Below are 13,062 nucleotides of genomic sequence, written 5' to 3'. Positions count from 1 at the left end.
TATCCCGAAGCGCCGCGAAAGCAACAGGACAGCGTTCGCGTGTCTTCCGCAGAAACTACGGCGCCGAAATTCAAGTAGTCCCCACAAAAGTCAAGGAGCACGACGACGGGACGCACCGCCGTCGTGCACCTTCCGCCGGTGCACTCCTCCCCCAGGCGGACGCAAAAAGACATTCGCCCCGGTCCGACCGTCCCCGCGTTCAGCTTCATGGTGGAACGATGGACGCATCAGAAGGTAAAGGGAGAAAATTTTGAACCAGTTTGATAACTCCGACGACGGCGCTGAAGGCGGCGAACGCGGTTCGGATGCGGGCGGCACCCCCGCGGCCCTTACGGTCGACCAGTTACTGGAAGAGAGCCGCAGCGGGCTCGTGCGTGTCCACCCTTCGGATCTTGAGCGGGAAATGGCAGCGGGCGCCCTTGTTGTTGACATTCGGCCGGTGGATCAGCGGGACCGGGACGGCGAACTTCCGGGAGCCGTCGTGATCGACCGCAACGTTCTTGAGTGGCGGCTCGATCCTTCCAGCGCCCATCGGCTCCCGATCGCTGACGACCCCGCCCGCCGCATCGTGGTTGTGTGCAACGAGGGCTACAGTTCCAGCCTCGCTGCGCACACCCTGCAGAGGCTGGGGCTGATCCGTGCCACCGACCTGATCGGCGGTTTCCAGGCGTGGGCGGCGTTGCGCAACCAAAGCAGTGAGTAACCGGCCCCGGGCCAGCGTCCAACCGGATTTCACACGCCTTAGCTGATGCGCGCCCGGGTCCAGTCAGCACGTTTTTTCGTAGTTTTTGGCGGCGTCAATTAATAGATTGACACCCTGCGTGGCACGAGTCACACTGTTGCATATGGTGATCGATGTTGCGTACAGCGCGAACAGGGACGTCCCCGACGGACGCATTGGTGCAGGTCGATCCTCCCCAACCTTTATGACTGCAAAGTTGCGGCAACGCCGGTTGCCGCCTCCAACTCTGTGGTCGCCACGAATCGCACACCAGCCAGCCCTCCCGGGAGGAAACCCAACATGACTGCTTCAGTGAACGTCCCCCTCAAGCGCGGAAAACTCGCTGCATCCCTGCCTGCCGAGCAACTGGCGGAAATCACCGAACTGTTCGAGTTCCGGCGCACGGGATATTCCCTCGATGCCCCCTTCTACACGGACCCGACGATCTTCAATATCGACATGGAGGCCATTTTCGGGCAGCACTGGATCTTTGCCGCCAGCACTGCCGAACTGCCGGAACCGGGCGACTACGTCACTGTCGACTACGGGCCCTATTCCCTGATCGTGCTGCGCAACGACGACGGCGGCGTGAACGTACTGCACAACGTGTGCCGGCACCGCGGCGCCCGCGTCCTGACGGAATCCACGGGATCAACGGGAAACCTGGTCTGCGGCTACCACTCCTGGACCTACTCGCCCAGGGGCGATTTGATCCACGCCTCGGCCCCGGGGGAAACGAAGTTCGACAAGAGCTGCTTCGGCCTCAAGCGCGCCCACGGCCGCGAGGTGGCAGGACTGATCTTCGTCTGCATTGCGGACGTGCCGCCGACGGACTTCGATGAAACCGCAAAGATCTTTGAGCCCTACCTCGCGCCCCACGATCTGTCGAAGACGAAGATTGCCTACCAGCAGAACATCATCGAAGAGGGCAACTGGAAGCTGGTCATGGAGAACAACCGGGAGTGCTACCACTGTGACGGCCACCCCGAACTCGCCTGCTCCCTCTTCCCCACCTGGGGCCTCACGGAGGGGCTGATCCCGACGCACCTTGAGGAAGTGTGGGACCGCAACAAGAACGCACAGTCATCGCTCGAGGAGCGCTGCCGCCGCTACGGCCTTCCCTACGAGGTGGTCGAGGAGCTCGACACGCGCATCGCGGGAATCCGCATCTCACGGGAATCGCTCGACGGCGAGGGTGAATCGTTCTCGCCCGACGGACGCAGGCTTTCCAAGAAACTGCTTGGCGACCTTCCGGACTTCCGCCTTGGCCGCTGCTCGATGCACCTGCAGCCCAACAGCTGGTTCCATTTCCTTGGGGACCACGTCATCACCTTCGGTGTCTTCCCCATCAACGAACACCAGTCGCTGGTGCGAACCACCTGGCTCGTGGCGGACGACGCGGAAGAAGGCGTCGACTACGACCTGGACAAGCTCACCTACACCTGGAAGCAGACAAACCTGCAGGACAAGGCGTTCGTGGAGCTGTGCCAGAAGGGTGCCGGCAGCCCTGCCTACCAGCCCGGCCCCTACATGAAGAGCGAATACCAGGTGGAGGCCTTCATCAACTGGTACGTTCAGCGCGTTCAGGAGCACTTGGCATGACGGAACTCCTTACTGAAACGGTAGTCCAGGAACCCCAACGCATCCGTGGCCTTGAGATGCCGTGGAACAGGGTAATGGGCAGCGCCGAGGCACCCGCCCGCGCTGCACGTGCATTGGGTCCCTGGCATCCGCAGGAGTTCATGGCGGAATGTGTGGAGACCGTACCCGAGGCCGGGGGCATGATGACCTTCGTGTTCCGCCGCTGCGACGGCGCACCCCTGGCATTCAGGGCCGGCCAGTACGTGAATATCGCCTTTCCCGTGAACGGCGAGGACCAGGAACCCGTGGACCGCAGCTACTCAATCTCCAGCTCACCCACGGAACCCTGGACCTTCAGCGTCACCGTTAAGCGCGATCCCGGCGGACTGGTTTCACCGTGGGTGCATGACAACGTCAAACCCGGCACCGTCCTGGACATGCTGGGACCCGTGGGGGCATTCCACCTGCCCGATGCCGACCGGCGCGCACGGTACCTCTTCCTGGCTGCCGGCGCCGGCATCACTCCGATCATGTCGATGCTGCGGACCATCCACTCGCTGCCCGGTACGGCCAATGTGGTAGTGCTCTACCACGGAGCGGAAGCCGGCGGCTTTGCCTTCCACCGGGAACTGGCCTACATCGCGTCGGTGGACTCGCGCGTCAAGGTCTTCTACGCCCTTGGCGACCGCGGCCGGCCCGAGGAGTGGGATGGCTTCAGCGGAAGGCTGTCCTCGGCCATGATCGACGAGGTCGCTCCTGATGCCAACGGCCGCCAGGTGTACGCCTGCGGCCCGGAAGGTTACCTGAACACCGCCACCGAGCTGCTTAAGCAGGTCGGCGTCGACGACACCTCCATTTACATGGAGTTCTTCTCGGGGGATCGCCAGACACTCCTTGAATACCAGGCAGAAATCGCGCTCGCTTCGGACATCGCGGAGGAGATCGCCGAGGAAATCGCCGATTCCGCCGAGGACTATTTCGAAAGCCAGCCCAGCGCGTTCGGGCTCTACGAGCCTGGCTACGACGACGAGGGAACCTTGAAGGCCACGGGGCTGCCGCTGGAAACGGTCGACCCGGGCCCGGCGGCCGCCGAAGGCGGATCAGATGCGGAACCGGAGGCCGCGTCCCCCGACGCCTCGAGCTTTGACACTGTGGGAACGGGCAGCCTCACGTTGTCCTTCATGCGGACGGGCATCAATGTACGGATCGGCCCGGACGAACACATCCTCGGAGTGGCCCAGCGCGCAGGCGTCCGGATCGGCGCGAACTGCAAGGAGGGTATGTGCGGCTCCTGCAAAGTCGTCAAGCTTTCCGGCGAGGTGGAGATGAACCACCAGGGCGGGATCCGGGCCCGTGAGATCACTGCAGGCAAGTTCCTTCCCTGCTGTTCAACCGCGCTGACCGACATGGTTATCGACGCCTAGCCGCTCGGTCCGGCCCGCCCGGCACCTCAATCCACCCCCTTGCTTCACGAAAACTGACAACTCTTGCCCCACGGAAGGTCTGATGCAGCCGGCGTCAGGCCTTCCGTGCCAATTCGAACACCAACCATAGGAGCCATGCCCATGTCAGCCAACAAAGCCGTTGCGTACAAGGCACCCGGGATTGTCGAAATCATCGATACCCCCTACCCCACCTTTGAACTGATGGCCGGCCCCGGAGTCAATCCCGTCAACGTCGGCCGGAAGGTCCCGCACGGCGTCATCCTGCGCACCGTGAGCACCAACATCTGCGGGTCGGACCAGCACATGGTTCGCGGCCGCACGACCGCCCCGGCCGGCCTGGTCCTGGGTCACGAGATCACCGGGGAAGTCATCGAGACCGGGCCCGACGTCGAGTTCATCAAGGTCGGGGACATCGTCTCGGTCCCGTTCAACATCTCCTGCGGGCGCTGCCGGAACTGTAAGGAGCGCAAGACCGGGATCTGCCTGAACGTGAACCCGGACCGCCCAGGATCCGCTTACGGCTACGTCGACATGGGCGGCTGGGTCGGAGGGCAGGCGGAGTACGTCCTGGTCCCTTATGCCGACTGGAACCTGTTGCGGTTCCCCGACCGCGACCAGGCCCTGGAGAAGATCCTGGACCTGACCATGCTCTCCGACATCCTCCCCACCGGATTTCACGGCGCCGTCACGGCAGGTGTCGGCGTCGGGTCAACCGTCTATGTTGCCGGGGCCGGACCCGTAGGACTTGCCGCGGCGGCAAGCGCCCAGCTGCTGGGGGCCGCCGTGGTCATCGTAGGGGACCTCAATGAGGATCGCCTCGCCCAGGCCCGGTCCTTTGGCTGCGAAACCGTCAACGTGGCCAACGGCGACCCGGCCGACCAGGTCGAGCAGATCCTCGGCGTACGGGAGGTCGATGCCGGTATTGACGCAGTCGGTTTCGAGGCCCGCGGGCACGGGCATGGCGCCAAGGAAGCGCCGGCCACCGTGCTCAATTCGTTGATGGACCTCACCGCCGCCGGCGGGTCCGTGGGCATTCCCGGCCTTTACGTCACCGGAGACCCGGGCGCCGCGGACGAGGCGGCCCAGAAGGGTTCACTGTCCCTGTCCCTGGGCACTGGCTGGGCAAAGTCCCTCTCCTTCGCGACCGGCCAGTGCCCGGTGATGAAGTACAACCGGCAACTGATGATGGCGATTCTGCATGACAAGATCCAGATCGCCAAGGCGGTCAACGCCACAGCCATAGCGCTCGATGATGCACCGCGGGGGTACGCGGAATTCGATGCCGGAGCGGCCACAAAGTACGTACTGGACCCGAACGGCTACCTCAGCAACTAGATCCGGGCAGGAAGCGGGCTGCCTGGGCAGGCTACCTCGTGTGAGGTCCGCCGGTTCGTCACCGGCGGACCCGCTCCCCCTGTCCGGTATCGCTCCCCCGCCGCCTGCGGTTCTCCGGCCGGTTCAAGTGACGGTGAGCTCCGTGTACATCCCTGCCCAGTAGTGGCCCGGGAGATTACAGAACAGTTCATACCGCCCGGGCGGCAGGTCAAGCGTGACCCAGCCGCTCGTGGACGGCAGGATCCCCTCTCCTTCACCTTCGGCGCAGGCAGCGGAGGCCTCGCCCAGGCTGCCGGCCTCGTCGGCTCTTCCGTCCCGGCCCACGGGGCGCGTTCCTGCGCTCTGGGTGCCCGCCACGGGGACGACCAGCATTTCATGGGGAATGGTGCCGGTGTTGACGACCAGGAAGGACACTTTGCCGTGGACCACGGTGGCCCGGTCCGCGGTCAGGCGCATGCTGCCGCGCATCATCCTGGGACTGGCCATCATGGTCCCGCCCCTGTCGATGGTAGTGACGTTCACGACGGTGCCCGCGAAACTCGGCGCCGCACAGCGGGTGGTGCCGGGATTCCCTGCTCCGCCCGGATTCGGGCCACCGCCCAGCAGCGCGATCCCCGTCATGGACAACGCGGTCAGCAGTACTGTCGCGATAGCCCCGATCAGGATCTGCGTGCTGCGGGAGAGTGTCTTCACGGCCTGCGTCGGAGAGCAGCCCGGCGTTCATTCAGCTCGGTAGCGTCGATTTCCCCCCGCGCGAAACGTTCATTCAGGATCCGCTCAGCCTCATCATGAGCAGACCCGTAGTATCCCCCGTGCCCCTGGCGTCCGCCGCGGACCAGAAGAATCACGACCGTCACCACACCACCCCAGAACAGCAGCATCATCAGGGCCATGACAATCCAACCGCCCACACCCCAGTCGCCATACCATCCGTACATCATCCCCGGACCCGCCCCTTCAATCCCTGCCGTTCATTCCAGCTTTGCGCGGTCACCGACGGGCGAACAGAGCCATTAGTCACCTGGTTTCGGGCCTTCCCGAAGCCACGGGATTCCCTGGCCTCCCGCCCGTCGCGACGGCGCATTCCGCCGGATCGTCCATCTGTGCTGTGTTCAAACCAAGCCTTGAACAGCAGGCACTTTCTCATCTGGTTGACATGCAGAGCCGGTCAAGGGTCTCGTTCAGGGAGGACTCGATCTGGCTGTCCAGGAGGTCACGCCTGTTCCCGGTGGACGGGTCTTCGAGTTCGGTGGGCAGTGATGGCGTTGTGACTGTCATCGCCGCCTGGTAGCGCCCGTCCTTGGAAAATGCCGGCCACGAGGTGGTTCAGGTCTTCCATCGTCGAGACCGCGCCCGCTGCCGGGTTGCCGACCGTGAAGGTGTTGTCTGTGGTGTCGATTCGTTCGCCGAGGAGGGTTACGTAGCCGTGCAGAAGTCCGGTTTCGTGCGGGTGGAGGTGGTCCAGGCTGGTGTTCTTCAAACCGAGGGGGTCGAATACCTCCTCCTGCATGATCTGGATGTAAGGCTTGTGCCGCAGTGTTTGGATCAGGAGACCGAGTGCCAGGTAGTTCGTATTCGGATACTTGAAGGACCCAACACTGGCCGAGGTCCAGGGAAGGGCCCCGGCTAACTGGAGTCCCTCCTCCAGGCTGAGCGTGCTGGAAAGCACAGGGCGGAAGTCAACGTCCTTTGGCAGAGCATCGTTTACCTCGGGCATTCCGGACGTGTGGTTCATCAGCTGCCTTAATGTGATGGGCCCCGGGGGCTTGAGTGAGGACGTGAACTCGGGAGTGACGTCGTTGACGGGATCGTCGAGACCAATGAGGTGATCGTCGACGAGCTTCAGCACCGCCACGGCGGTCATAGTTTTGGTGACGCTCGCCACCTCCACCCGGTCCGCGGGCTGCGCCGTTGTCCTGGACTCAAGGTCACGCACGCCGTGAGCCTTGGACCACTCCCCCTCGGGCCAACGGATCTGCACGACCGCGGCAACGGCGCCCTGATTCAGAAACGGCTACACCTGGTTCTGTAGAGAACCCAGAGGATCGGGCGCGGCTGTCGACCGCGCTGCCGAGTGATGCACGTCATGGAAAATCCTTGACAAACTTGTACAAGTATTTCCATACTAATGAGGAAGGGTTTCAACGAAGCAACTGGAGGACCAATGCCGGCCAAACTCACGGATGTCGCAAAGCTTGCGGGTGTATCGCTGGCGACAGCGTCCAGGGCCTTCAGCGATCCGGGTCGACTGGCGGCCGAAACCCGTCAGAAGGTGGTAGACGCTGCATTGCAGCTCGGCTACGACGTGCCTGGCCTGTCGGGCAGCCGGACTTTCGGGGTCGTTGTTCCCGACATCTCCAACGCCGTTTTCGCGGCTTTGATCAAATCAATCCAGGATCAGGCTTGGCACGGACGGCACAGGATGGTGCTGGCAGACACTTCCGAGTCGTCCACCCGGGAACGGGAACACCTGGTGTCATTCGCTGCCGGCGTCGACGGCATCATCCTCTGCTCCCCCCGCCTGCCTTCGGACCAGATCCACCAGCTCGCGGGCAACACGCCCCTTGTGGTGATCAACGGTGAAGCCGACCATGCGGCCCGTGTGTTGATGGAAGCGGGCGAAGGCCTCCGCCAGGCCGTGGAACACCTTCACGCGCTCGGCCACCGTAAAATCGCCTACATTCCCGGTCCCGCCTCGTCATGGGCGAACGGGCAACGCCACACAGCCATCAGCCGTTTCTGCAATGACTGGGGAATCGAACTGGTGACGGTCGGCAACCAGAATGCCACAGTCGACGGCGGCCTCGCCGCCGCAGCGTCAGTCGTCGCCAGCGGTGCAACCGCGGTAATCGCATACAACGACCTGGTGGCGATCGGCATGCTCGCCGGAGCCCGGACCCTCGGGTACCACTGCCCCGAAGACATCAGTGTCGTGGGCATTGATGACCTCGACATCGCCGCAGCCGCGGAGCCCGGCCTCACGTCCGTGCGCGTTCCGATCGGCAGAAGCGGCTCCTTGGCCCTCGAGCTCCTCCTCGAACAGATCGCAGGCAAGCCCTCCACCACTGAGGCTGTCCACCTCAGCTCACAACTCATCGTCCGCGGCTCCACCTTCGCCGCACGCAACGCAGATCACGCCCTCCAAGGAAAGTAACCATGAGAATTGTCATCGCAGACCCCAATCTAATGCCCCAAAGGGCGACTTTGGAGGCGGCACTCCCGGCCGGTGCACTCACGTCCTGGCACGACAGCTGGAATGAGCACTCGGTCCTGACAGACCTTAAAGACGCTGACGTCTATGTCGGACCCAAGTTCACCGCGGCCATGGGCGCCCAAGCCCCTAACCTCCGACTGGTCCATGTTGCCGGGGCGGGCTACGACGGTATTGAAGCCGACGCCCTGCCAGCCGGCGCGGTGTGCGCAAACACCTTCCACCACGAAGGCTCCATCGCCGAGTACATCGCCGCCGCATTGGTCGCCCTCCGGCGCAACCTGCTGGGCCAGGACGCTGCCCTCCGCAGCGGCGTCTGGGCCTCCTCCGTATATTCACAGGACATCCCGCAGCCGGAAACACTCCGCGGAGCCGTTGTCACGTTCCTTGGCTTTGGCCATATCGGCAGCGCCGCCTGGAAATTGCTCCAGGCCTTCGGGGCGGAAGGCATCGCGATCACCCGCAGCGGCAGCGTCGACCCGGAGGAAAACGGCCTGCGCTGGGCCGGGATCACCGGCCGCCTCGCTGAAGCACTCAGCGAGTCCGACATTCTGCTCATCAGCATCCCACTCAGCGCAGAAACAACAGCCCTTGTCGGCGCCGAGGAACTGAACACCCTGGGCCCCAAGGGGCAGGTGGTCAACGTTGCCCGCGGCCCTGTCGTTGACCAAGCCGCGCTCTACGAAGCCCTGATGGACCGCAGAATATCCGGGGCTGCCGTCGACGTCTGGTACCAGTACCCCGGTCCGGACGGCCGCGGCATGCCGTCCGCCCTGCCCTTCGACCGGCTAGACAACATCATCATGACCCCGCACTCATCCGGCGTCACCGCCGAAACCTTCCGCGGCCGCGCCCTCGAGATAGCCGAAAACATCAGCCGCCTGTCCGCGAACCAGCCACTGAAGAATGTCGTGATCACCAAATGACCCGAAAAATCGTCGACGTCGACGTCCTCGTTACCAGCCCCAGCCGCAACTTCGTCACCCTCAAGATCACCACCGACGACGGGCTGATCGGCTGGGGGGACGCCACCCTCAACGGCCGCGAACTGTCCGTCGCCAGCTACCTCCGGGACCACCTCGCCCCCGCACTGCTCGGACGCGACGCCGACCGTATCGAGGACACCTGGCAGTACATCTATCGTGGCGCATACTGGCGCCGGGGACCGGTCACCATGGCAGCCATCGGCGCGATCGACCTCGCCCTCTGGGACATCAAAGGCAAAGCCCTCGGCGTCCCCGTCTACCAACTCCTCGGTGGCGCCGCCCGCGAGAAGATCCTCACCTACACCCACGCCACGGGCTGGGACCTCCCGGAGCTCCTCGACTCGATCGACCAGCGCCGCGAACAAGGCTTCCGGGCTGTCCGCGCCCAGTCCGGCGTCCCCGGCCTGGACAAGGTTTACGGCGTCACCAAGGGTGCCGCCGGCTATGAACCGGCCGGGCGCGGAGCCGGACCGGTCGAAGAGGACTGGGACACCTCCGCCTACCTCCGTCACGCCCCGAAAGTGCTGTCGGCCGTCCGGGAGCACGTCGGTCCCGAGCTGAAGCTGCTCCACGACGTCCACCACCGGCTCAACCCTACCGAAGCCGCCCGACTGGCCCGTTCCCTGGAAGACGTGGACCTGTTCTGGCTCGAAGACGTCACCCCGGCCGAAAACCAGCGCCTCCTGCGCACCCTGCGCCAGCAGACCACCATCCCCTTGGCCATCGGTGAAGTCTTCAACACCATCTGGGACTGTGAGCACCTCATTACGGAGCGGCTCATCGACTTCATCCGCACCGCCGTCGTCCATGCCGGAGGCATCTCCCACGTCCGCAAGATCCTGGCGCTGGCCGAGGTGTACCAGATCAAGGGAGCCCCCCACGGCCCCTCCGACGTCTCGCCCATCAACCTGTCCGCCTCGCTGCACCTGGGCCTTGCCACCAGCAACTTCGCGATCCAGGAATACATGGGCTACGACCCGCTGGTGTCGGAAGTTTTCAAGTCCAGCTTCAGATTCGAGGACGGTTACCTCCATCCCGGAGAAGAACCCGGCCTCGGTGTGCAGGTGGACGAGGCGGCGGCAGCCCGGTTCCCCTACAAACTGGCCTACCTGCCCATCGCCCGGGAACTCGACGGCTCCATGAAGGACTGGTAGCCATGACCTCCGTTCCCCCGCTGTCCGCGGCCACCCCGGGAATCCTGCGACGGCCGGCAGCACCGGCTCCCGGGATTGTCCACCTGGGCCTCGGCAACTTCCACCGCGCACATCAGGCCGTCTACACCGACGCCGCCGTCGCCGCCCACGGCGGTGACTGGGGCATCATCGGGGTTGCCAGCCGTTCCTCCACCATCCCGAATGCCATGCACGCCCAGGACATGCTCTACACCGTGGTGGAAACCTCCCCGGCGGGTGCCACCTATTCGGTGCCCCGGGTGCACACGGATGCCTTCACGGCAGCCGCCAACCCGGACCGGGTAGTAAAGGCGATCGGCGACGCCGGTACCCGGATCGTGTCCCTCACGGTCACGGAGAACGGCTACAACTACACCCCTGCCACCGGCGCCCTCAACCTTCAGGATCCGGCAATCCAGCACGATCTGGCCGTTCCCGGCTCACCCCAGACTCCCGTCGGGCAGATCGTCCGCGGCTTGCAGCACCGAGCCAGGACGCATGGCGAGACGGTGACCATCCTCAGCTGCGACAACCTGGCCGACAACGGCCACCACACCCAGCGGCTGGTCCGCGAATTCGCCGCCCTGCTCCCGCCGGAGGAAGCCTCCGAGACCCTGGCCTTCATTGACAGCCGCACCAGCTTCCCTTCCTCCATGGTTGACCGCATCGTGCCCGCCACCACGGACCACTACCGGAGGCTGGTCGCATCCCAGCGCGGCTACACCGACAGGATCCCGGTCCCGGCTGAGCCGTTCAGCATGTGGATCGTGGAAGACAACTTCATTGCCGGGCGGCCCACTTGGGAGGCCGGCGGGGCGGTGTTCTCCCACGAGGTAGGCGGCTATGAGCAGCTGAAAGTCCGCCTGCTCAACGGCACGCACTCACTGATCGCCTACCTCGGTGCCCTGACCGGCGCCGTCACCATCCCCGAATCCGTCTCGCACCCGTCCATCGAACAAGCTGCCCGCTCCGTGCTGCGCAACGAGTACCTGCCCACCGTCGCGGTGCCACGCGACGTCGACGTGGACGCCTACGAGGAAGAGCTCTTCACCCGCTGGCGCAACACGGCCCTTGGCCACCGCACCAGCCAGGTGGGATCCGACGGATCCGTCAAACTCCGCCAACGAATCCCGCTGCCGGCGCTGCAGATGCTCGACGACGGCGGGATGCCCCACCTCCTGGCCCTCACCACCGCCGCGTATCTTGCATGCATCGCCCCGTTGCCCGGCTTCGATCCCGGACCACAGGCCCACGCCATGGAGGACCCGGCGCGCGGAATGCTGGCCGGACTCGCAGCAGGGTCCCGCTCGGGCCGCGACCTCGCCCGCAAGGTCATCGGGGACCACCACCTCCTCGGCGAGGAACTGGCCGGACGCGACGGGTTCATCCTGCGCACCGGCGAGTTCATCGACATCATTCGCTCATCGGGACCGCTGGCCGCCATCGCTGAAGCAAGACCACCCGTTTCCCTTACTCCAGCCCCGTCCCTCCAAATCATGCGGAGCACGCCATGACCACCCAAGCCATTCCCGAAACGAACACGCCCGCGCTTCCCACCGGCACCCAGGCCGCCGTACTGCACGGCGCCCGGGACCTGCGCATCGAGCACATACCACTAACGCCCCTGGGCCCGAATGACCTCCTGGTCGAAATGCGCTCCGGCGGAATCTGCGGATCCGACATGCACTACTTCGCCGAGGGACGCAACGGCACCAACGTACTGCGGCAGCCCACGGTCCTGGGGCATGAAGGCGCCGGCGTAGTCATTGCCGCAGGTCCGCAGGCCGGCATCACCAGCGGCACCCCCGTGGTCATCGAGCCCGCCCTGCCATGCAGTGAATGTCCCACCTGCCTGTCCGGACGCTACAACCTCTGCCCCACCGGTACCTGCTTCGGTTCCCCACCGACCGATGGGCTCTTCGCCCGCCACGTAGTGGTCCCCGAGGCCGCCGTGCACCCCCTGCCGGACACCATCCCGGCGGAAATCGGCGCCGCGATCGAACCACTCGCCGTCGCCGTCTGAGCCGTCGAACGGGCGCAGGTCCACAAAGGCCAGCGCGTCCTGATCACCGGCGCCGGACCCATCGGGCTCCTCGTCGCCCAGGTTGCGGCAGCCCAAGGCGCCGCCGAGATCGTCGTGACGGACGTGAACGACGACCGCCTCGCCGTCGCCACCAAATTCGGCGCCACCCGCACCATCAACACCGCCACCACACCACTTGACCTTGCAGGCATGGACCGGCTGATCGAATGCTCCGGGAACACCCGCGCCCTCGCTGAAGGCATCCAGACCCTGGCACCGGCAACCCGCGCCACCGTCGTCGGCCAGGCCAAACCCACCGTGGACGGAATCCCGCTCGGCTTCCTCCAGCGCTACGAGATCGACCTCGTCACCGCTTTCCGCTACGCCAACGCATTCCCGGCCGCGATCGACCTCGCGGCCTCCGGCGTCGTAGACCTGCAGTCCATCATCACCAGCACCTACCCGCTCGAAAATACCGCGGCGGCCCTTACGGCACCGGTGGTTGACCCGACCAACCTCAAAGTCCTCATCACCTACTGATTCAGCACCACCAGAAGCACAGCAGGACATCCATTCAAAGGAGTATGG

The 13,062-nt window shown here is 64.8% G+C and carries 12 protein-coding genes and 1 pseudogene; 10 read left to right on the top strand and 3 right to left on the bottom strand.

Annotated elements, in window-relative coordinates; genetic code table 11:
• The first annotated feature begins 250 nt into the window (after positions 1-250).
• The 4 genes from FB478_RS01550 to fdhA all read left to right on the top strand — a co-directional run bounded on the left by FB478_RS01550 (position 251) and on the right by fdhA (position 5,082).
• The gene (locus FB478_RS01550; protein ID WP_144599677.1) at positions 251-703 is read left to right on the top strand and encodes a rhodanese-like domain-containing protein; all 453 of its coding nucleotides are present in this window, start codon (positions 251-253) and stop codon (positions 701-703) included.
• A 318-nt stretch (positions 704-1,021) separates the two neighbouring features.
• Positions 1,022-2,323 carry an SRPBCC family protein gene (locus tag FB478_RS01545; protein ID WP_144599676.1) on the top strand — a complete coding sequence of 434 codons (1,302 nt, stop codon included), beginning with the start codon at positions 1,022-1,024 and terminating at the stop codon, positions 2,321-2,323.
• A complete protein-coding gene (locus FB478_RS01540) occupies positions 2,320-3,726 on the top strand; it encodes a ferredoxin reductase (RefSeq protein ID WP_056390115.1) in 1,407 nt (468 codons plus the stop codon). Before FB478_RS01545 ends, FB478_RS01540 begins: the two co-directional genes overlap by 4 nt.
• A 141-nt stretch (positions 3,727-3,867) precedes the next feature.
• Positions 3,868-5,082 (top strand): formaldehyde dehydrogenase, glutathione-independent, encoded by a 1,215-nt coding sequence (gene fdhA / locus FB478_RS01535; protein ID WP_056390113.1) that lies wholly within the window; start codon positions 3,868-3,870, stop codon positions 5,080-5,082.
• Between the two features lie 123 nt (positions 5,083-5,205).
• Here fdhA and FB478_RS01530 read toward each other — a convergent pair whose 3' ends face one another.
• The 3 genes from FB478_RS01530 to FB478_RS01520 form a co-directional block, all read right to left on the bottom strand.
• Positions 5,206-5,775, bottom strand: coding sequence for a sulfocyanin-like copper-binding protein (locus FB478_RS01530; protein ID WP_144599675.1), 570 nt, complete (start codon positions 5,773-5,775; stop codon positions 5,206-5,208).
• A complete protein-coding gene (locus FB478_RS01525; RefSeq protein ID WP_018771032.1) occupies positions 5,772-6,023 on the bottom strand; it encodes an SHOCT domain-containing protein in 252 nt (83 codons plus the stop codon). Before FB478_RS01525 ends, FB478_RS01530 begins: the two co-directional genes overlap by 4 nt.
• A gap of 272 nt (positions 6,024-6,295) precedes the next feature.
• Complete coding sequence (locus tag FB478_RS01520; RefSeq protein WP_261377332.1) at positions 6,296-7,018, bottom strand: serine hydrolase; 723 nt, start codon at positions 7,016-7,018, stop codon at positions 6,296-6,298.
• A gap of 228 nt (positions 7,019-7,246) precedes the next feature.
• On the opposite strand from FB478_RS01520, the gene FB478_RS01515 reads away from it, so the two are divergent.
• The 6 genes and pseudogenes from FB478_RS01515 to FB478_RS21280 form a co-directional block, all read left to right on the top strand.
• Positions 7,247-8,236 (top strand): LacI family DNA-binding transcriptional regulator, encoded by a 990-nt coding sequence (locus FB478_RS01515; RefSeq protein WP_144599674.1) that lies wholly within the window; start codon positions 7,247-7,249, stop codon positions 8,234-8,236.
• Positions 8,237-8,238: 2 nt separating this feature from the next.
• Positions 8,239-9,219: a 2-hydroxyacid dehydrogenase gene (locus FB478_RS01510; RefSeq protein ID WP_144599673.1), complete on the top strand. Its 981-nt coding sequence runs from the start codon at positions 8,239-8,241 to the stop codon at positions 9,217-9,219.
• Entirely contained in the window at positions 9,216-10,433 is a 1,218-nt protein-coding gene (gene manD, locus FB478_RS01505) for a D-mannonate dehydratase ManD (RefSeq protein WP_144599672.1), read from the top strand. The genes FB478_RS01510 and manD overlap by 4 nt, the downstream gene beginning before the upstream one ends.
• Positions 10,434-10,435: 2 nt before the next feature.
• Entirely contained in the window at positions 10,436-11,965 is a 1,530-nt protein-coding gene (locus FB478_RS01500) for a mannitol dehydrogenase family protein (protein ID WP_056390109.1), read from the top strand.
• Positions 11,962-12,474: an alcohol dehydrogenase catalytic domain-containing protein gene (locus FB478_RS21285; RefSeq protein WP_261377331.1), complete on the top strand. Its 513-nt coding sequence runs from the start codon at positions 11,962-11,964 to the stop codon at positions 12,472-12,474. The genes FB478_RS01500 and FB478_RS21285 overlap by 4 nt, the downstream gene beginning before the upstream one ends.
• Before the next feature lie 33 nt (positions 12,475-12,507).
• Positions 12,508-13,014, top strand: a pseudogene (locus FB478_RS21280) (zinc-binding dehydrogenase); the annotation flags it as partial.
• Positions 13,015-13,062: the final 48 nt, after the last annotated feature.

The organism is Arthrobacter sp. AG367, from assembly GCF_007828995.1.
In the GTDB taxonomy this organism is placed as follows: Bacteria; Actinomycetota; Actinomycetes; order Actinomycetales; family Micrococcaceae; genus Arthrobacter.
Note: the sequence above shows the minus strand (reverse complement) of the source record. Positions and strands in the feature narration are given on the sequence as shown.

Coding starts and splice junctions, on each gene's coding strand:
- FB478_RS01500 (WP_056390109.1), top strand. CDS start 10,436: ATGACCTCCGTTCCCCCGCTGTCCGCGGCCACCCCGGGAATCCTGCGA.
- fdhA (WP_056390113.1), top strand. CDS start 3,868: ATGTCAGCCAACAAAGCCGTTGCGTACAAGGCACCCGGGATTGTCGAA.
- manD (WP_144599672.1), top strand. CDS start 9,216: ATGACCCGAAAAATCGTCGACGTCGACGTCCTCGTTACCAGCCCCAGC.
- FB478_RS01510 (WP_144599673.1), top strand. CDS start 8,239: ATGAGAATTGTCATCGCAGACCCCAATCTAATGCCCCAAAGGGCGACT.
- FB478_RS21285 (WP_261377331.1), top strand. CDS start 11,962: ATGACCACCCAAGCCATTCCCGAAACGAACACGCCCGCGCTTCCCACC.
- FB478_RS01540 (WP_056390115.1), top strand. CDS start 2,320: ATGACGGAACTCCTTACTGAAACGGTAGTCCAGGAACCCCAACGCATC.
- FB478_RS01545 (WP_144599676.1), top strand. CDS start 1,022: ATGACTGCTTCAGTGAACGTCCCCCTCAAGCGCGGAAAACTCGCTGCA.
- FB478_RS01515 (WP_144599674.1), top strand. CDS start 7,247: ATGCCGGCCAAACTCACGGATGTCGCAAAGCTTGCGGGTGTATCGCTG.
- FB478_RS01525 (WP_018771032.1), bottom strand. CDS start 6,023: ATGATGTACGGATGGTATGGCGACTGGGGTGTGGGCGGTTGGATTGTC.